The 18,635-nt window shown below is 73.2% G+C and carries 18 protein-coding genes; 6 read left to right on the top strand and 12 right to left on the bottom strand.

The window, feature by feature from the left end; all coding sequences use genetic code 11:
• Together ACFYY2_RS23255 and ACFYY2_RS23250 are read right to left on the bottom strand one after the other, a co-directional pair.
• Nucleotides 1-1,236: a substrate-binding domain-containing protein gene (locus ACFYY2_RS23255; protein ID WP_388745853.1), complete on the bottom strand. Its 1,236-nt coding sequence runs from the start codon at nucleotides 1,234-1,236 to the stop codon at nucleotides 1-3.
• A 128-nt stretch (nucleotides 1,237-1,364) separates the two neighbouring features.
• The gene (locus ACFYY2_RS23250; protein ID WP_388745851.1) at nucleotides 1,365-1,970 is read right to left on the bottom strand and encodes a TetR family transcriptional regulator; all 606 of its coding nucleotides are present in this window, start codon (nucleotides 1,968-1,970) and stop codon (nucleotides 1,365-1,367) included.
• Nucleotides 1,971-2,202: 232 nt separating this feature from the next.
• On the opposite strand from ACFYY2_RS23250, the gene ACFYY2_RS23245 reads away from it, so the two are divergent.
• The 3 genes from ACFYY2_RS23245 to ACFYY2_RS23235 are packed head-to-tail and all read left to right on the top strand — an operon-like array spanning nucleotide 2,203 to nucleotide 5,382.
• Entirely contained in the window at nucleotides 2,203-3,519 is a 1,317-nt protein-coding gene (locus ACFYY2_RS23245) for a glycosyltransferase family 4 protein (protein ID WP_388745849.1), read from the top strand.
• A 52-nt stretch (nucleotides 3,520-3,571) separates the two neighbouring features.
• Nucleotides 3,572-4,303, top strand: coding sequence for a class I SAM-dependent methyltransferase (locus ACFYY2_RS23240; RefSeq protein ID WP_388745846.1), 732 nt, complete (start codon nucleotides 3,572-3,574; stop codon nucleotides 4,301-4,303).
• Nucleotides 4,300-5,382 (top strand): prenyltransferase, encoded by a 1,083-nt coding sequence (locus tag ACFYY2_RS23235; RefSeq protein WP_388745844.1) that lies wholly within the window; start codon nucleotides 4,300-4,302, stop codon nucleotides 5,380-5,382. The genes ACFYY2_RS23240 and ACFYY2_RS23235 overlap by 4 nt, the downstream gene beginning before the upstream one ends.
• A 90-nt stretch (nucleotides 5,383-5,472) precedes the next feature.
• On the opposite strand, the gene ACFYY2_RS23230 is transcribed toward ACFYY2_RS23235, so the two are convergent.
• Nucleotides 5,473-5,763, bottom strand: a complete 291-nt coding sequence (locus ACFYY2_RS23230; protein ID WP_388745842.1) for a hypothetical protein — start codon at nucleotides 5,761-5,763, stop codon at nucleotides 5,473-5,475.
• 139 nt (nucleotides 5,764-5,902) lie between these two features.
• On the opposite strand from ACFYY2_RS23230, the gene ACFYY2_RS23225 reads away from it, so the two are divergent.
• Nucleotides 5,903-6,466 carry a hypothetical protein gene (locus tag ACFYY2_RS23225; protein WP_388745840.1) on the top strand — a complete coding sequence of 188 codons (564 nt, stop codon included), beginning with the start codon at nucleotides 5,903-5,905 and terminating at the stop codon, nucleotides 6,464-6,466.
• 193 nt (nucleotides 6,467-6,659) lie between these two features.
• Here the strand turns inward: ACFYY2_RS23225 and ACFYY2_RS23220 are convergent, their stop codons facing one another.
• From ACFYY2_RS23220 to ACFYY2_RS23205, 4 genes are all read right to left on the bottom strand, one after another.
• A complete protein-coding gene (locus ACFYY2_RS23220) occupies nucleotides 6,660-7,475 on the bottom strand; it encodes a DUF5336 domain-containing protein (RefSeq protein WP_388745838.1) in 816 nt (271 codons plus the stop codon).
• A gap of 185 nt (nucleotides 7,476-7,660) precedes the next feature.
• Entirely contained in the window at nucleotides 7,661-8,563 is a 903-nt protein-coding gene (locus tag ACFYY2_RS23215; protein WP_388745836.1) for an N-acetylmuramoyl-L-alanine amidase, read from the bottom strand.
• 21 nt (nucleotides 8,564-8,584) lie between these two features.
• Nucleotides 8,585-9,241 carry a class I SAM-dependent methyltransferase gene (locus ACFYY2_RS23210; RefSeq protein WP_388745834.1) on the bottom strand — a complete coding sequence of 219 codons (657 nt, stop codon included), beginning with the start codon at nucleotides 9,239-9,241 and terminating at the stop codon, nucleotides 8,585-8,587.
• 176 nt (nucleotides 9,242-9,417) lie between these two features.
• Nucleotides 9,418-10,956, bottom strand: coding sequence for an MFS transporter (locus ACFYY2_RS23205; protein ID WP_388745832.1), 1,539 nt, complete (start codon nucleotides 10,954-10,956; stop codon nucleotides 9,418-9,420).
• 269 nt (nucleotides 10,957-11,225) lie between these two features.
• Between ACFYY2_RS23205 and ACFYY2_RS23200 the strand changes: the two genes are divergently transcribed.
• Nucleotides 11,226-12,740: an MFS transporter gene (locus tag ACFYY2_RS23200; RefSeq protein ID WP_388745830.1), complete on the top strand. Its 1,515-nt coding sequence runs from the start codon at nucleotides 11,226-11,228 to the stop codon at nucleotides 12,738-12,740.
• Between the two features lie 3 nt (nucleotides 12,741-12,743).
• On the opposite strand, the gene ACFYY2_RS23195 is transcribed toward ACFYY2_RS23200, so the two are convergent.
• The 5 genes from ACFYY2_RS23195 to ACFYY2_RS23175 all read right to left on the bottom strand — a co-directional run bounded on the left by ACFYY2_RS23195 (nucleotide 12,744) and on the right by ACFYY2_RS23175 (nucleotide 17,376).
• A complete protein-coding gene (locus ACFYY2_RS23195; protein ID WP_388746068.1) occupies nucleotides 12,744-13,376 on the bottom strand; it encodes a response regulator in 633 nt (210 codons plus the stop codon).
• Between the two features lie 84 nt (nucleotides 13,377-13,460).
• Nucleotides 13,461-13,697 carry a hypothetical protein gene (locus tag ACFYY2_RS23190; protein ID WP_388745828.1) on the bottom strand — a complete coding sequence of 79 codons (237 nt, stop codon included), beginning with the start codon at nucleotides 13,695-13,697 and terminating at the stop codon, nucleotides 13,461-13,463.
• Between the two features lie 5 nt (nucleotides 13,698-13,702).
• Entirely contained in the window at nucleotides 13,703-14,425 is a 723-nt protein-coding gene (locus ACFYY2_RS23185; protein WP_388745826.1) for an ABC transporter permease, read from the bottom strand.
• Nucleotides 14,425-15,390 carry an ABC transporter ATP-binding protein gene (locus ACFYY2_RS23180; RefSeq protein ID WP_388745824.1) on the bottom strand — a complete coding sequence of 322 codons (966 nt, stop codon included), beginning with the start codon at nucleotides 15,388-15,390 and terminating at the stop codon, nucleotides 14,425-14,427. Before ACFYY2_RS23180 ends, ACFYY2_RS23185 begins: the two co-directional genes overlap by 1 nt.
• Nucleotides 15,391-15,888: 498 nt before the next feature.
• Nucleotides 15,889-17,376 carry a hypothetical protein gene (locus ACFYY2_RS23175; protein WP_388745822.1) on the bottom strand — a complete coding sequence of 496 codons (1,488 nt, stop codon included), beginning with the start codon at nucleotides 17,374-17,376 and terminating at the stop codon, nucleotides 15,889-15,891.
• 193 nt (nucleotides 17,377-17,569) lie between these two features.
• Between ACFYY2_RS23175 and ACFYY2_RS23170 the strand changes: the two genes are divergently transcribed.
• Entirely contained in the window at nucleotides 17,570-18,607 is a 1,038-nt protein-coding gene (locus tag ACFYY2_RS23170) for an ABC transporter substrate-binding protein (RefSeq protein WP_388745820.1), read from the top strand.
• Nucleotides 18,608-18,635: the final 28 nt, after the last annotated feature.

Below are 18,635 nucleotides of genomic sequence, written 5' to 3'. Positions count from 1 at the left end.
TCAGCCCGCCGACGGCTTCGCGGGCGGCGCCACGGCGTCGGCCGGCTGGGTGCTGACCAGCTCGGGCAGCGCGGCGGCGCCGGTGCCCTTCAGCCGGGCCACGAACATCGGCTGGACCAGCGCGTGGTCCTCGGCCCGGATCCGCTCCTCACCCTTCACCCCGTCGAAGCTCCAGCCCTCCAGGGCCTTCACCATGGCGGCGGTGTCGGTGGCGCCGCCCTCCTCGACCGCGCGCACCACCATCTGTGCCGCGGTGAAGCCGTCGGGGGTGAACAGGTCGGGGGTGCCGCCGGCCTTCTCGACGCGCTCCAGCATCGCCTTCTCCACGGCGTTGCCGCCGCCCGCACCCGGGAAGTAATGGGCGAGGAAGGAGACCTTCGCGCCGGCTTTCCCGAACACGGGGTACGAGGCCGTGCCCGCCAGCCCCGTGACGACCTTCCCGGCGGTGAGCACGCCCTGCTGGTCGAGCGCCGTCCACAGGGCGGGCGCGGTCGCACCGGCCCAGGCGACGAAGACCAGGTCGGGCCCTTCGGCCTTGACCTGGCGGGCGAAGGGCGTCAGGTCGGTGGCGCTGGGCGGGGCCAGGACGGAGCCGACCGTCGCCCCCCGGGAGCCGAGGACCGCCTTGACGGCCGCGACGTTGGCCTGTCCGAAGGTGGAGTCCTGCGCGAGGACGGTGACCTTCTTGCCCTTGGGGTCCCCGAGCATGGTGCCGGCGGTCAGGATGTCCTGGTAGGACTGCCGGCCCGAGCGGAAGGTGTAGTCGTTGACCCCGGTCAGGGCGTCCGTGGCGGCGGGGCCGTTGACGTACAGGACCTTGTTCTGGGCGGCGAGAGGGGCCATCTGGAGGGCCACGCCGGAGTCGGTGGTGCCCGCCAGCACCTTGTAGCCCTTGCCGATCAGGTTCTTCGCCGCGGACACGGCCTTGCCGGGGTCGCCCGCGTCGTCCTGCTCGGTGACCTCGATGGTGTGGCCGCCCGCCTTGCCGGTGCCCTTCGTGGCGTAGTCGAGGCCGGCCATGAACCCGTCGCGGTACTGCTTGCCGTACGCGGCGAGCAGCCCCGTGCGGGAGTAGACGAGGCCCACCTTCACGCTGCCGTCGCCGTCCTTGCCCGACCCGGACTCGCTGCCCGCCTGCCCTGCGGCGGTGCAGCCCGCCACGAGCAGGCCCGCGGCGCAGAGCGCGGCCGCGGTCAGGGTTCTTCTCTGGACGGTGCCTACGGCTCTGCGACGCATGGTGACCGGCTCCTCGGCGTGGTTCGGGTGATGTCGGCCGAACCGTACGAACAGCGGGGCGCCGTCGATATGGTGCAGGGCACCTCACCTCGGCGGGTGCCGGTGTGCGCGCCGCACATGGGCACGCCTCAGCGGGCGTCGGCCGTCCGGCCGATCAGTCCGCACACCGTCTCGATGTCCCGCTTCACCTGGGCGATCGACTCACGCCCCGAGAGCCAGGTGATCAGCGCCGAATGCCAGGTGTGCTCGATGACGCGGACCACGGACAACTGTTCCCGCGTCGGGTCGTCGAGCCCCATGGCGTCCAGCACGATCTCCGTGGTCAGCCGGGACACCGCGTCCACCTCGGGGCTCACCCCCCGGTCGGCGAAGGTGAGCGCCCGCACCATGGCGTCGGCCAGATGCGGATCGCGCTGCAGCGCGCGGAAGGCGCGCATCAGGGTCTCGGCGACCCGCCGCCCGGCGTCGTCGCCCGCCGGCGGGCGCCTGCGCAGGGTGATCTGCAACTGCTGGAGCTGGTCGTGCATCACCGCGACCAGCAGATGGACCTTGGAGGGGAAGTAGCGGTACAGCGTGCCGAGGGCGACCCCGGCGGCGTCGGCCACCTCGCGCATCTGCACCGCCTCGAAGCCGCCCCGTCCGGCCAGCTGCGCGCCGGCCTGGAGGATGCGGCGGCGGCGCGCCTCCTGGCGTTCCGTCAGGGGACTCGCTGCAGGCCTGGCTTCCGCTGTCATCTGCCCCGTCCAAGAAGGGAGAACCGGTTACCTGTCCGGCCGGCCACCGGTATCCGGGCGCACACGGCCGGCCAGGGCGTCCATCGTGGCGTGAATCACCTGATCCGGCCGTCACGCGGACGCTACCTGCCGGTAGATTCGGTGCGTGTTGAACGACCAAGTCTGAAACTTGTTCTAGATTAGCGCGACCGGTTACGCTCCGGCGAAAACGCAGTGATGAAGGGGGCCGGGTGTGACCGCTGAGGCCATAGAGACAGGCCCCTTCGCGGGCGACGGCGTGTCGGGCGGCACCGACGGTGACCGGCCGTTGCGCATCGCACTCCTGACCTACAAGGGCAACCCCTTCTGCGGCGGCCAGGGCGTCTACGTCCGCCACCTCGGCCGCGAACTCGCCCGGCTCGGCCACCGCGTCGAAGTGATCGGTGCCCAGCCCTACCCCGTACTGGACGAGGGCGTCCCGCTCACCGAGCTGCCGAGCCTGGACCTCTACCGCCAGCCCGACCCGTTCCGCACCCCCGGGCGCGGCGAGTACCGGGACTGGATCGACGCCGCCGAGGTCGCCACCATGTGGACCGGCGGCTTCCCGGAGCCCCTGACCTTCAGCCTGCGGGCACGCCGCCATCTCCTGGCCAGGCGGGGCGACTTCGACGTCGTGCACGACAACCAGACCCTCGGCTACGGCCTGCTGGGCGACCTCGGCGCACCCCTCGTCACCACGATCCACCACCCCATCACCGTGGACCGCCAACTGGACCTGGACGCCGCCGAGTCCAGGGCGCGACGTCTCTCCGTGCGCCGCTGGTACGCCTTCACCCGCATGCAGAAGCGGGTCGCCCGCCGCCTGCCGTCCGTCCTCACCGTCTCCGGCTCCTCCCAGCAGGAGATCGTCGAGCACCTCGGAGTGCGCCGGGACCGCGTCCACGTCGTGCACATCGGGGCCGACACCGACCTCTGGTCGCCCGACCCGGCGGTCGCCGAGATCCCCGGCCGCATCGTCACGACCTCCAGCGCCGACGTCCCGCTCAAGGGCCTCGTGCACCTCGTCGAGGCGCTGGCCAAGCTCCGTACCGAGAACCCCGCGGCGCACCTCGTGGTCGTCGGCAAGCGGGCCGAGGACGGACCCGTCGCCCAGGCCATCGAGCGCTACGGGCTGCGGGAGGCCGTCGAGTTCGTCAAGGGCATCAGCGACGCCGAACTCGTCGACCTGGTCCGCAGTGCCGAGGTCGCCTGCGTCCCCTCGCTGTACGAGGGCTTCTCCCTCCCTGCGGCCGAGGCCATGGCCACCGGCACCCCCCTGGTCGCCACCACCGGCGGCGCGATCCCCGAGGTCACGGGACCCGACGGGGAGACCTGCCTCGCCGTGCCGCCCGGCGACGCCGGCGCCCTCGCCGCCGCGCTCGGCCGGCTCCTCGGCGACCGTGAACTCCGCGCCCGCCTCGGCGCGGCGGGCCGTGCCCGGGTGCTCGCCCGCTTCACCTGGGCCCGCGCCGCCCTCGGCACCGCCGACCTGTACCGTCAGTCGATCGCCGCCCGGGGAGCCCGCAGGTGATCGCCCCCGCTGCCCCCGGAACCCGTCCCTCCGACCTCGAAGGCAGGCCCCCGTGCTGACCGTCGACTTCACCCGCTTCCCGCTCGCCGCCGGCGACCGGGTGCTCGATCTGGGCTGCGGCGCCGGCCGGCACGCCTTCGAGTGCTACCGGCGCGGCGCCCGGGTGGTGGCCCTCGACCGGAACGCCGAGGAGATCCGCGAGGTCGCGAAGTGGTTCGCCGCGATGAAGGAGGCGGGGGAGGCCCCCGAGGGCGCGACCGCCACCGCGATGGAGGGTGACGCGCTCAACCTGCCCTTCCCCGACGAGTCGTTCGACGTGGTGATCATCTCCGAGGTCATGGAGCACATCCCCGACGACAAGGGTGTGCTCGCCGAGATGGTCCGCGTGCTGAGGCCGGGCGGCCGGATCGCCGTCACCGTGCCCCGCTACGGCCCCGAGAAGGTCTGCTGGGCGCTCTCCGACGCCTACCACGAGGTCGAGGGCGGCCACATCCGCATCTACAAGGCCGACGAACTGCTCGGCCGCATCCGCGAGGCGGGGCTCAAGCCCTACGGCACCCACCACGCGCACGCCCTGCACAGCCCCTACTGGTGGCTGAAGTGCGCGTTCGGCGTGGACAACGAGAAGGCGCTGCCGGTGCGCGCCTATCACAAGCTCCTGGTCTGGGACATCATGAAGAAGCCCCTGGCCACCCGGGTCGCCGAGCAGCTGCTCAACCCGGTCGTCGGCAAGAGCTTCGTGGCCTACGCGACCAAGCCGCACCTTCCCGGGACCGAGGCGTGAGCACACCCGAACAGACCGAACACCTGGTCCTGCCGGGCGTCCTCACCGCCGCGCAGGCAGCCGAGACCGTCGCCGCGCTGCTCGCCGTGCAGCAGGAGGACGGGGCGCTGCCCTGGTTCCGCGGCCACCACCTCGACCCCTGGGACCACACCGAGGCCGCCATGGCACTCGACGCGGCGGGCGAGCACGAGGCCGCCGCACGGGCCTACGCGTGGCTGGCCCGCAACCAGAACGAGGACGGCTCCTGGTACGCCGCCTACCAGGACGGCGACCCGGACCGGCCCACCGACCGGGGGCGCGAGAGCAACTTCTGCGCGTACGTGGCCGTCGGTGTCTGGCACCACTACCTGGCCACCGGTGACGACGCCTTCGTCGACCGGATGTGGCCGACGGTCTACGCGGCGACGGAGTTCGTCCTGGGACTCCAGCAGCCCGGCGGGCAGATCGGATGGAAGCGCGAGGCGGACGGGACGCCCGTCACGGACGCCCTGCTGACCGGTTCCTCCTCGGTCCACCAGGCGCTGCGCTGCGCGCTGGCCCTGGCCGAACAGCGCGAGGAACCGCAGCCCGACTGGGAGCTGGCGGCCGGGGCGCTCGGTCACGCGATCCGCGAGCACCCCGAGCGCTTCCTGGACAAGAGCCGCTACTCGATGGACTGGTACTACCCGGTCCTCGGCGGGGCCGTCACCGGCGCCGACGCGACGCGGAGGATCCAGGAGGGCTGGGACCGCTTCGTCGTCCCCGGGCTCGGAGTGCGCTGCGTGCTGCCCAACCCCTGGGTGACCGGCGGGGAGAGCTGCGAACTCGCTCTGGCCCTCTGGGTGACGGGGGAGTCCGACCGGGCGCTGGAGATCCTGCAGTCCGTCCAGCACCTGCGCGCCGAGGGCGGGCTGTACTGGACCGGATACGTCTTCGAGGGCGAGAAGGCCGTCTGGCCCGCGGAGCTCACCACCTGGACCGCCGGTTCACTGCTGCTCGCGGTCGCCGCGCTCGGCGGGGACGAGGCGACCACCGCCGTCTTCGGCGGCGAACGCCTGCCGTCGGGCCTGGAACCGGACTGCTGCGGCCGGGTCCGCTGAGCCCCGCCTCGTGGTGGCACGAGCCCTGGTTTCTCGTCCGGACCGAGCCCCGCTCGGTCCGGACGAGAAACCAGGGCCGTCGCCGGCGGGTCAGCGCCGGACCCGGCCCGCCACGGCGTGCCCGATGAAGAGGTAGACCGCGGCGGCCAGACCGTAGCCGGCGACGACGCGCGCCCAGGCCTTGTCGAAGGTGAACAGGTCGTACGACCAGCCGGCCAGCCAGTTGGCCGAGTCGTGGACGAACTGCACCAGCTCGTTGCCCCGGTTGGCGTCGAGCAGGTACATCAGGATCCACAGGATGAGGATGAACGCCATGATGTCCGCGATGATGGCTATGACCCGCGCGGCGGTGCTGCTTCCTGAGCCTCGTCTAGTTGACATGAACTCCTGATTGCCGCTCCACCGTGGGTGAAACCCGTACGGCGGGCACCGGGTGGCGGGCCGCCACCGCACGGGTGAGCCTGGCCGTGAGTGCCGAAGCGCGTCACTCACCGTGAAGCACTGGCCAGGGAGGCTCGCCGTGCCCCGTACCGCCCCGCTCCGCCGCCTCCTCCTCTCGGTGCTGCTCTGCTGCACCGTGCTCGCGGCGGCCACCGCCTGCGGCGGGGACGACTCCGGCACCGGCAGCGCGAGCGCCAGCAACTCCGCGGCGCCGAGCCCCACGACGTCGGCCCAGGCCCAGAAGTACGCGAAGACGAAGTTCGTCGCCAACGCGGGCCTCGCGGCCGGAGCGGCGTACCAGTGGATCGTGAAGCCCTACCGCGCGGGCAAGTTCAAGAAGGGCGCGGACGGACGGAAGTTCGCGATGGTCAAGGCGGGCCTCGCGAGCGCCTTCGCGTTCAACCGGCTCAAGGCCGCCGCGGGCAACGCCAAGGGCGACCCGCTCCTGTCCAAGGCCGTCGCGCCGCTCACCGCGGGCATCGCGTCCCTGGAGGGCCTGGCCGCCAAGTTCGGCAAGGGCGAGGCGGGTGCCGGTGAGGTCGGCGCCGTCGAGGACGTCATCAACAGCGTCAAGGACGCAGGGAAGAGCGCGGGCGCCGAGGTGGAGGACAAGGTGCCGTCGACCTCCCAGCTGACCGGATGAAGGCCGGCCGCAGATCGTCTCCTCCGGCGGAAGCCGGACGAGGGCCGGCCGGACGTGCAGGGCGGCCGGGGCTGCCGGACTTCCGGCCGGAGAGGTCGTCGCCCGGCTGAGGGCGCCGCGTTTCCGGGGCCGCCACCGGACCGGGACAGCAGTGGCCCCCGCCGTCCTGCGGGGGCCACCGGCTTGCCACGGGTCAGCCGCGCTGGATGCCCGTCGTGTCCTGCAGCAGGCCGCGACGGCCGTCCTGCGTCTGGGCGATGAGCCCGGGGCCGCGCTGCTCGACCGCGAGGTACCACGTGCCGGGCGCGAGTTCCGCGATCGGGTTGGGGGCGCCGTCCTCGCCGTACAGGGGACGTGCCACCGGTACCGCGAACCAGAACGGCGTGAAGTCACCCGCGGGTGCCCCGCCGCCCTGGGAGGCCTGCGGAGCCGCCTGCTGCTCAGGCCGGCCGGGCTGCGCCTGCTGGGCGCCGTACGGCTGCGGCTGGCCCGGCTGTCCGCCGAACTGCTGCTGGCCCGGGTAGCCGTACCCCTGGCCCGGCTGCTGGCCGTAGGCCGGCTGGGCCCCCTGCGCCGGACGGGGCGCTCCCATGAGCGGCGCCTTCAGCGCGGGGACCAGCGGGGTCGCGACCGCGGCGCCGGCCAGCACGAGGGTGGCGAGCAGCCCGAGGATCAGGCCGGCGCCCGCGTCATCGACGTCGATGATCGTCCAGAACATGGTCCACAGCGCGTAAACGGTGAACGCGGCGCCGAACTGGCCGAGTTCGAATCCGACGATCTTGCGGCCCGGCACGGCGCGGCTGACGATCAGCAGCGCGGCGCCGATGATGCCGGCCAGGAAGATGCCCATCAGGAGGGAGAGCGAGTCCCAGGCGTTCGCGCTGTAGCCGGAACAGTCCACGCCCGACGGGCAGTCGAAGCCGGAGAGGTCGAGGAAAGAGGCGATGAACAGCACGACCGCTGCTCCGATCACCACGCCGTCGCCTCGGGAGAGGGAGCGGATATTCACGTGAAGGTCCTTAGTCGGTCGTCTCGTCGGGCGGTCGTCGACGCCGCCGGAACGGCGGGTTCGGCGCGAAGCTCGGGGGCGGCTCCCCATCGTAGGGATGAATCTATCGTCTGCCCGGGTGCGTTGTGAGGCTGCCCGGACCTCGGACCGGCTATCCCCCCGATGTCGCCACCATCACCGCATAACTACCGCTTCAGAAAGCTGCCGACGCCCTCGGCAATGCCCAGAGCCGCTTTCTGACGCCAGTCCGCGCTGGTGAGCAGAGCGGCATCATCGGGGTCACGCATATTGCCGCATTCGATGAACACTTTGGGCACGGTCGACAGATTCAGGCCGCCGAGATCCTTGCGGGTGTCCAGTCCGGTATCCCCGCCGATGTAATTGGAGGGCGCACTTCCGGTGACCCGTACGAAATTCCCCGCGATCCGTTCGCCCAGTTCACGCGACGGGACGACGATCTCCGAGGTGTCCGCACCGCCCCCGGTCACGGCGGCGGGCAGGATGACGTGGAAGCCGCGGTTGCCCCGCGCCGAACCGTCCGCGTGCACCGACACGACCGCGTCCGCCCCGGCCTCGTTGCCGATCCGGGCCCGCTCGTCGATGCACGGGCCGTACGGGCGGTCGCCGTCCTGGGTGAGCACCACCTTCGCGCCCCGCTCCTCCAGCAGTGTGCGCAGCCGCCGCGAGACGTCCAGGGTGAACCGGGCCTCCGCGTACCCCGCGTCGGTGGCCGTGCCCGTGGTGTCGCACTCCTTGCGCCCGGTGCCGATGGCCACCCGGCTGTTGATCTCCCGCGTGTGGTCGCGGTTCCCCGGGTTGTGCCCCGGGTCGATCACCACGGTGCGGCCGGTGAGGGGCCCGCGCGACAGGGGCTTGCCGGAGGCCGGCGCCGCGGGCGGACCCGAGGCCGGTGACCGTTCCGGTGCGGCCGAGGCGGCCGACGACGGTGCCCCGCCCGGCGCCGGCCCACCGTCACCCCCGCAGCCCGAGAGGGTCAGGCAGGCGCAGGCGAGGCCCGCGGCTGCGAACACGGTCCTGCGGCGCGCGCTCGGGCGCGGAGGGGAGGTGGTGAAGTCGTCGTGGCGCACGGCGAGATGCTATCCGTGCCCTCAGATCCCCGGTCCGGTGCGCCGCAGCACCCGGAGCGAGTCCGTCGCCGAGATCTCGGTGAACGCCCCCGAGTCCAGGGCGCGTCGAAGGACCCGGTACGGCGCCTGTCCGCCGTCCGCCGGGTCGGGGAAGACGTCGTGGATCACGAGCAGTCCGCCGTCGGCGACCTTCGGGGCCCAGCCCTCGTAGTCGCCGTTCGCGTGCTCGTCGGTGTGTCCCCCGTCGATGAAGACGAAGCCGAGCGCGCCGCCCCACACGGCCGCCGCCCGCGGGGAGCGGCCGACGAGCGCCACCACGTGCTCCTCCAGACCCGCTTCGTGCAGCGTCCTGCGGAAGGTGGGCAGCGTGTCCATCAGCCCGAGCGCGGGATCCACCACGGACGGGTCGTGGTACTCCCAGCCCGGCTGCTGCTCCTCGCTGCCCCGGTGGTGGTCGACGGTGAGCGCCGTGAGACCGGCGTCGCGGGCCGCGGCGGCGAGCAGGATCGTGGACCGCCCGCAGTACGTGCCGACTTCCAGGAGCGGAAGGCCGAGCGACGCGGCCTCCACGGCCGCGGAGTACAGGGCGAGGCCCTCGTGGACCGGCATGAAGCCCTTGGCGGCCTCGAAGGCGGCGAGAACATCCGGCTCGGGTCGGACGGCGGACTCGGCGGCCACGGGGTTCCTCCTGGCGGGGCGGTGGATCGGACGGCGTCCCATCGTGCCGTACGCCCCCGCCGTCCGGACCGGCGGGGGCGCGGGGCGGCACGGGACGGACGGGCCGGGGCCGCCGCGTCCGGCTGGGGTGCCGGCCCCGCTCCGGGCGCGGCCCGCGGGCCGGGGCCGCCCGCCGGTCAGGTGGCCGAGGCCCGCAGCTCCCCGGCAACGGCCGGGGCCGCCGCCGCGACGGCTCCCGCGGGCTCCCCGGCGGCCGCGTCACCCGCGCTGCTCGCCAGCAGCACCGGGCGGCCCGGCCGCTGGCCCGGCAGGAACGCGGCCAGCACCAGACCGATCAGCACCGCACCCGTGGCGATCATGAAGGAGATCCGGAAGCCCTCCATGGTGGGTACGTTCACCGGCCCCACCCGCGTCGAGGTGTTCGCCAGCACCATCCCGATCACCGCGCTGGACAGCGACGTGCCGATCGACCGCATCAGGGTGTTCAGGCCGTTCGCGGCACCGGTCTCCGACGCGTCGACGGCGCCGATGATCAGCGCCGGGAGCGAGGAGTAGGCGAGCCCGATCCCGGCGCCGAGCACCACCGCGATCACCACGGTCTGCCAGGCGGCGCTCATCAGGCCGAGCCCGGCGCCGTAGCCGACCGCGATGATCAGCATGCCGATGATCAGGGAGATCTTGGGGCCGCGGCGTGCCGAGATCCTGGCGTACAGCGGTGCCACGAGCATCATCGTCAGACCCAGCGGCGCGACGCAGAGTCCGGCGACGACCATCGAGCGGCCCAGGCCGTACCCGGTCGACTCGGGCAGCTGGAGCAGCTGGGGCAGGACCAGTGAGACGGCGTAGAACGCCACCCCGACCATGACCGAGACGAGATTGGTGAGCAGCACCTCGCGGCGCGCGCTGGTGCGCAGATCGACGAGCGGGGTTTTGCTCCGCAGCTCGAAGAGTCCCCACAGCACCAGGATCACCACGGCCGCGGCCATCAGACCGAGGGTCAGGGGAGAGGTCCAGCCCCAGGACGCCCCCTTGGTCACGGGGACGAGCAGGCTGACCAGACCGAGGGAGAGTCCCAGTGCGCCGACGAGGTCGAAGCGGCCGGGGGCGCGCAGCGGCGGCTCCGGCACGACGGCGATGGTCATGGCCATGGCCAGCACACCGAGCGCGGCCGAACCGAGGAAGAGGGTGTGCCAGTCGGCGTGCTGGGCCACCAGCGCGGCGCCGGGCAGCGCGAGTCCGCCGCCCACGCCTATGGAGGAACTCATGAGCGCCATGGCGGAACCGAGCTTCTCGCGCGGCAGCACGTCACGCATGATGCCGATCCCGAGCGGGATGGCGCCCATGGCGAAGCCCTGCAGCGCCCGACCGACGATCATGATCACGAGGTCGTCGGTGGAGGCGCAGATCAGCGAGCCGATCACCATCACGGCGAGGCTGGCGAGCAGCATGCGGCGCTTGCCGTACAGGTCGCCGAGCCGCCCCATGATCGGGGTGGCGACCGCGCCGGCGAGCAGAGTCGCCGTCAGCACCCAGGTCGCGTTGGCCGGGTCGGTGTGGAGGAGGGTCGGCAGGTCCTTGATGACGGGGACGAGCAGGGTCTGCATCACCGCGACGGTGATGCCCGCGAAGGCGAGTACGGGGACGACGCCGCCCCGGCCCCGGTGCGGATCGGGGACGTGCTCCCCGGCCTGCTGTTCGTTCGTCGTCCGTTGCATGCGTGTGGCCTCCGGGGCAGGGAAAAGCGGAAAAAGACGGGTGAAGCGTGCGGGAGCGCGCCGAGGGCAGCACCGACCGCCAAGTATGTGCATAGTGAACCATTCCGTGCGCGCGCCGTATTCCGGTGAACACGAGGTAACGGAACGGGACGTGCCGGCGGTCCTCGGTCCCGTGCCGCGGTCCGGCCGACGGGGACGGGGTCCTACGTCCTGCGGCCGGAGCGGGGGGGACCCGAAACCGATGTACGGGTCACCTGCAGCCTGCGAGTATGACATCCATGGCTGACGACTCCCCACCCGCCCGGCTGCCCGCCCGGTCGCGAACCCGCACCTGGGCCGTGGTCGCGGCCGCCTGCACCGGCCAGTTCCTGGTCGTCCTCGACGTGTCCGTCGTCAACGTGGCGCTGCCGTCCATGCGCGGCGACCTCGGCCTGAGCACCTCCGGGCTGCAATGGGTCGTCAACGCCTACGCGATCGCCTTCGCCGGCTTCATGCTGCTGGGCGGGCGGGCCGCTGACCTGTACGGCCGCAAGCGGATATTCATGACCGGCCTCGGTCTCTTCACCGCGGCCTCGCTGGCCGGCGGGTTCGCCCAGGAGGACTGGCACCTGCTCGCCGCCCGTGCCGCGCAGGGGCTCGGCGCGGCAGTGCTCTCCCCGGCCACGCTCACCCTCCTCACCGGGGCGGTCCCCGAAGGCCCCGCGCGCACCCGGGCGATCGGCACCTGGATGGCGGTCGGCGCGGGCGGCGGAGCGGCCGGCGGCCTCGTCGGGGGCGTGCTGACCGACGCCCTCTCCTGGCGCTGGGTCCTCCTCATCAACGTGCCGGTCGGCGCCCTCGTCCTGACCGGCGCCGCGCTGTGGCTCGCCGAGGGCCGCACCGGCGGCCGGCGCCGGGTCGACCTGCCGGGCGCGGTGCTCGTCACGGCGGGGCTGGCCACGACCGCGTACGGCATCGTGCAGACCGAGGCCGCGGGCTGGACCGCGGCCGGCACCCTGGTACCGCTGTCCTGCGGGCTCGCGCTGCTCGGGCTCTTCGTCCGGGTGGAGGCGACGGCGGCGGCCCCGCTGATGCCGCTGCGGGTGCTCGGTGTACGGGCCGTCTCGGCCGCGAACGTCTCGATGCTGCTGCTGGGTTCGGCGACCTTCGGCATGTGGTACTTCATGACCGTCTACGCCCAGAACGTGCTGGGCTACACACCCCTGGAGGCCGGGTTCGCGCTCGTCCCGAGCTCGGTCGCCGTCTTCGTCGCGGCGAAGGCCGCGCCCCGGATCATGGCACGGACCGGCGCCAAGTCCCTGACCGTGGCGGGCTTCCTGGTCGCCGCCGCCGGCTTCGCCTGGCAGTCGACGATGGGCGTGCACGGTTCCTACCTCACCGCGGTCTGCCTCCCCGGCGTGCTGATGATGACCGGGTCGGGGCTGGCCTCCACCCCGCTGGCCTCGCTCGCCACCTCCGGCGCCGCGCCGGGCGACGCCGGGCTCGTCTCCGGGCTGATCAACACGTCCCGCACGATGGGCGGCGCGCTGGGCCTCGCGGTGCTCTCCACGGTCGCCGCCGCCCGCACCGCTGGTTCCGGTGGGGCGGCGGAGATCACCGCCGGATACGCGCTCGCCTTCCGCACGTCCGCCACGGTGCTGGTGGCCGGGGCGCTGATGATGCTGCTGTGGCTGCCGGGGCATCCCGGAAGGCGGGGGAGGGGCGCGGCCGGCGTGTCCGCCCCGAAGCGCACGGACGCGCCGCTCAGCGGTGGGACCGCCGGGAAGGGCCCGGACACGGCGTAGGGCTCAGAGCCAGCCCTGCTGCCGGGCCGCCCGCACCGCTTCCATGCGGTTGCGGGTGGCGGTCTTGCCGATGGCCGACGACAGGTAGTTCCGCACGGTCGACGCCGAGAGGTTCAGCTTCGCCGCCACGTCCGCGACGGTGGCACCGTCCACGGACGCGTTCAGCACGTCCCGCTCCCGCGCGGTCAGCGGGCTGGGTCCCGCACCCAGCGCCGCCGCGGCCAGGGCCGGGTCGATGACCCGCTCGCCGGTCAGCACCCGCCGGATCGCCTTCGCCAGTTCCCCGACCGGGCCGTCCTTCACCAGGAACCCCGCGGCCCCCGCCTCCATGGCACGCCGCAGATAGCCCGGTCTGCCGAACGTCGTCAGGATCAGCACCCTGCACTCCGGGACCTCCTCGCGCAGGTCCGCCGCCGCGTCCAGACCGCTCAGGCCGGGAAGCTCGATGTCCAGCAGCGCCACGTCGGGGCGCGAGACGAGCGCCGACTCCACGATCCGGTCCCCGGCGGAGACCTGGGACACCACCTCGAAGTCCGGCTCCATGCCCAGCAGCAGGGCGAGCGCACTGCGCATCATGCCCTGGTCCTCGGCGAGCAGGATCCGGACGGACCGGGCCGGGCGGTGGTCACGCGGCATCTCGTTCACGGGCTCAGGTTAGGCCTCAGCACCCGCCCGGCCCGGCGTGCCCCGGCCGCGCGTCGTCCACCGGGAGCCGCGCCGTCACCACGAAACCACCCTGCGGACCGGGACCCGACTCCAGCGAGCCGCCCGGACGAGGAGTCCGATGCCGCCGACCCAGGGGTCGGGTGTCTCGCCCTGCCAGAGGTTGGAGAACGCGCCGAGTCCCAGGAGCAGGCAGGGCAGCAGGGCGTAGGGCCCGGGAGGCCCGGGGCGGCGGACGCGGAGGCGACGGGTCCGGGGGCTGCGGATCTCTCCCACCGTACGGATCGCGGTCACTCCGATCACTCGGTCCGCGCGGACCGGCGGTAGGAGAGCATGGCGTATCCCCCGAACAGGAGCATCCAGCCCGCCAGAAGCGTCACCTGGCCGCCCGCCGGTGCGTGCCCGGCGACCGTCGCCCGGCCGAGCTCCGCGAAGCCGTGGGCGGGGGTGAGCTCCCCGACGGTGCGCAGCCAGCCGGGGAACTCCGTGAGCGGGAACCACAGGCCGCCCAGGACCGCGAACCCCATCAGACAGGCCACGTTGACCACACCCGTGCCCTGCGGAGTGTGCCGGTAGCCGTTTCCGATCCCGAGCAGGGTGAAGGGCAGGGAGCCCGCCCACAGCAGCAGCGCCAGGGCGGTCCACTGCCACACCGCGAGCCGCACGCCGTTGACCAGCCCGCCGGCCAGCAGCACGGCCAGGATCGCCGGAAGGACGGTCACGACGCCGCTGACCGCACGGCCCGCCACGGCGCGGCCCGGGTCCAGCGGTGTGATCCGCAACTGCCGCAACCAGCCGAGGGACTTGTCGGACGCGATGCCCGTGCCGATCGCCATCGCGGACCCGAGGGCCCCGTACGCCGCCATGCCCACCATGGACGCGGCCTTCCAGCCGGCGTCGTCACCTGCCCCGCCGAGGTTGGTGAAGAGCAGGTACATCATGACCGGCATGCCCGCCCCGAAGACGAGGAACGTCCGGTCACGCAGGGTCCGGCGGACCTCCAGGACCATGTACGCGAACATCAGACGGCCTCCTTCGACCGCTCGTCCCGGCGGGCGGTTCCGTCCGCCCCGGCGGGTGTGGTCAGGGCGAGGAAGGCGTCCTCCAGCGTCGCCCCGGCGACCCTGAGCCCCCGCACGGCCCCGAGCGCGGCCAGCGCCGTCACGGTCGCGTCCGAGTCCTCGCTGCGCAGCGACGCGCGCCCCCCGCGGACCTCGACTCCCACGACGCCCGGCAGCGACTCCAGTTCGCCGGCCGGGCGGCCCGCCAGGTCGACGGACACCACGGGATGTCCGGCCGCCCGCCTGATCTCCTCACCGGTCCCGTCGGCCACGACCCTGCCGCGGTCGAGGACCACGATCCGGTCGGCGTGCTCGTCGGCCTCTTCCAGGTGATGCGTGGAGAACAGAAGGGTGTTGCCCCGTGTCGTGAACGCCCGCATGGAGTCCCACAGCGCGCGACGCGCCTCCACGTCCAGCGCGGCGGTCGGCTCGTCCAGGACGACGAGACCGGGATCCCCCGCCAGCGCGACGGCGAAGCGCACCCGTTGCACCTGGCCGCCGGAGAGCTTGTCGACCCGCCGGTCCGCGAACTCCGTCACCCCCGCGAGGGCGGCGGACTCGGCCACGGGCAGCGGGCGCGGGTAGGTGGAGGCGACGAAGGCGATCAGCTCGCGCACCGTCACCCCGGGGATCGGCCGCCCGTCCTGCAGCATCGCGCCGACCAACCCGGCGCGCACCGCCCCGCGGGGGGTGCGGCCGAGGAGTTGCACGCTGCCGGCGTCGGGGTCGTTCAGCCCCAGCAGCAGGCTGATGGCCGTGGACTTGCCCGCGCCGTTGCGGCCCAGCAGCGCGACCGTCCCGCCGCGCCGGACCGTGAGGTCGATGCCGTCGAGGGCCCGCACGGTGCGGCCCGCCCTCCCGAACGTCTTGACCACCCCGGTGAAGACCGCTGCGGGCCCGTTCGTGGTGTCCGTCGTCTGAGTCATGCCCATGACGCTACGGACCCGGCCACCGTCGCGGCAGGGGCACATGTACGGACCGTGCGGTGACAAATGTCCCGGGTCCGGGCCGAGTCGGGGAGAAGCGGGCGGCGGGGCGGGCCGCCGGGAACGGCGAAGGCCGCCCCGGCCCCCCCGGCCCCCCCGGCCCGGACGGCCCCCGTGTGTCCTGCGACGCGGTTCTCAGGCCGCCGCGCTGCCACCCCCTTCGGAGGGACGGCGGTGACGGCCGTGCGGCTGCGCGGCGGCGTTCTCCGCCGACGCGCCTCCTCGGTGCTTTCCGGAGCCGTCGTCGCCCTGTTCCGCGCCCTGGGGGCGCGTCTGGCTCGTGTCGGTTCGGGCCTCAGACATCTGGGAACTTCACCCCGTATAACTCGCTTGCGTGTACATCGCGGACCCGCCTCCGCAGGCACGGTCACCGCAGTCGGCTGTCCGCGCGTACGGCTGCGCAGCCCGGGCCAGAGTGTACGGGCCCGGTCCGGACCGTCAGCCGGCCGCCGTGCTGCCCGTGAGCGGGGCCTGACCGAGCGGGACGGGCTTGCACACTCCAGGAGGCGCGGGCGCCGCGGACGGTTGCGCTCCGGTCGCGGCCGCCCGGTGCGGCTCCTCCGCCGGGGCCTGTGCGACCGCCACTCCGCAGGGCGCCCCGGGCTGCGCGTACGGCAGGTGCAGCAGGCCCTCCCGGCTCCAGAACCCGGCGCCGGCCAGCCAGCCGTCCGGCGCCGCGACGTGGTGCACACGCCGCCCGGCCGGGCGCCAGAGCCCCACCCAGCTGCCGCCCGGCCCGTCGAGCCGCAGGGCGACAGCACAGTTCTCCGGCATCAGCATCTGGCCCGGCTGCACGGCGATGGGCGTCACGGCCACGTCCGCCGGATGCAGGCACTCGGGGAACCGCACCGGCAGGCAACTGCCCAACACCCCCCAGCCGAGGCGGTCGTGGCCCGGTGCGTCGGAGCGGATCAGCAGCAGGCCGCTGTCGGCGTCCGCGAGCAGCAGCCGGTCGTCGCTGTCCGGCGCGATCTGCAGCAGCGGTGTCACCTCGCCACCCCGCTCCAGGTCGACCGCGACGGCCTTCACCGGCCCGCCGCCGGGCAGTTGCCGGTCCAGGGCCAGGAGCCGTCCCTCGCGGTCCAGCCAGGCGCCGCCCGAACAGTGTCCCGCCACGTCCGCGACGTGTTCGGGGCCGAAAGGTCCGCCCGCCACCAGCCAGACGCCGGTGGACCGGTCGCCGGGAACGAGGGCGTAGGCGCTCATGCCGTCCGGCGGCGGGGGGAGCAGGGTGAGCTCCTCGCATTCGAGGGCGCCCAGGGGGACTTCACCGGTTGCGGGCCCCGTCGGGTAGAGCAGCGAGAAGGCGTGCCGGTCCGCCACCCGGCGCCGGATGAGGACCCGCCCGTCCGAGAGCGGCAGTACGTCGGAGTCCGCCTCCTCCGGCTGCCCGAGGGGCAGCGGCACGGCGTAGGGCTCGGGACCGAGGGTCCAGCGCTCGGGGAACCACGCGGGGTCCGCCGCCTCCGGGTCGGCCGCCGTCAGGCGCGCGGCGTACGAACGGTCCGCGGCGATGGTGAGCACCGGGGGGACCGTGCGCGGGGACGCCCCGACCGCCTCCGCGGCGCCGCCCGGGCGGCCGGGCGGGAACGCGGGGACCGGAGGCACCGGGGGACGGGGCGGAGCGGGCACCCCGGCGGACGCGTCCGGGACACCCCGGCCGTCCGTTCCGCCGGGCGCGGAGTACCCGACGGGGCGGGTGGACGCAGCGGACCCGACGGCCGGTCCGGGCGCATCCCCGTCGCCCGGACCGTCGTCGGACGCGCCCACTCTGAGTGGATCCGCGCCCTCGTCGGACGTACCCGCGGCGCGGGGTGTCTCCGACTCGGCCGGCGCGGCCGCTTCCACGGGCCCGGGGCCGGGTTCCGTCGTCGCGGCGGCCCGGGCGGCCCCCGTGGTGTTGATCTCGATGGCACAGGCAGTCATGGTTCGGTCACCTCCGGCAACCGAAGCTAGGTTTCGTACTCCCCGCCGGACAACACGAGCCCCGGCACTTCACACATAAGGGTGCCGATGTTCGTATTCGCCTGCGAACGGGGGTGTCGCCGTGCTTCCGCGCGGGGTCTAAGGTTAGGCATTCCTAAGTCTTTCCTGTGTACGTCCCGAACTGGAGCACACCATGTCCTTCGGACGCCGCGGCACCGCCGCTGCCTGTCTCGCGGTAGCCGCCGCACTCTCCCTCTCCGCGTGCGGAGGCGACGATTCCGCCGACTCCGCCGCCGGGAAGGCGGGCGCCGACAAGAAGGCCGCCGTCGCCACGGGCGGCAAGGACTTCGGGGACGCGGCGAAGAAGACCGCGGGCTACGGCACGGACGCCGCGGCGGGCGTGTTCCCGCGCACCCTCACCCATGCCATGGGGAAGACGAAGCTCGCGTCGAAGCCCCAGCGGGTCGTCGTGCTGGACGTCGGAGAATTCGACAACGTTGTCTCACTCGGTGTGAAGCCCGTCGGCTACGCCCCCTCCGAAGGGGACGCGGCCATCCCGTCCTACCTGAAGAAGGCGGCCGGGAACCCGGTCAGCGTCGGGACCATCAACAGCCTCAACCTGGAGGCCATCGCCGGGCTGAAGCCGGACCTGATCCTCGGCAGCCAGCTGCGCGCGGCCGACAAGTACGACGAGCTGTCCAAGATCGCGCCCACCGTGTTCTCCATCCGCCCGGGCTTCACCTGGAAGGAGAACTACCTCCTGAACGCCGCCGCGCTCGACAGGACCGCGAAGGCGAAGTCCGAACTCGCCGCGTACGAGGCGAAGGCGGAGAAGCTCGGCGAGGACATCGGCCCCGACAAGCCGACCATCTCCATGGTCCGCTACCTGCCGGACAAGATCCGTCTCTACGCCAAGGACTCCTTCATCGGCACGATCCTCCAGGACGTCGGCCTCCCGCGGCCGAAGAACCAGCAGATCGACGACCTGGCGGCGGAGATCAGCCCCGAGAACATCGACCAGGCCGACGCCGACTGGATCTTCACCGGTGTCTACGGCGACGCCAAGGCCACCAAGCGCGACACCGCCCGCGCCAACCCGCTGTGGAAGAACCTCGCCGCGGTCAAGGCGGGTCACGCCAAGGACGTCTCCGACGAGACGTGGTACCTCGGCCTGGGTGTCAGCTCCGCGAACCTCGTCCTCGACGACCTCCGCGCCGACCTCGTCAAGTAACGAGCCGGGTAACGATTCGTGGCACGCC

The sequence above is a fragment of the Streptomyces sp. NPDC001822 genome (genome assembly GCF_042892135.1).
GTDB lineage: Bacteria > Actinomycetota > Actinomycetes > Streptomycetales > Streptomycetaceae > Streptomyces.
Note: the sequence above shows the minus strand (reverse complement) of the source record. Positions and strands in the feature narration are given on the sequence as shown.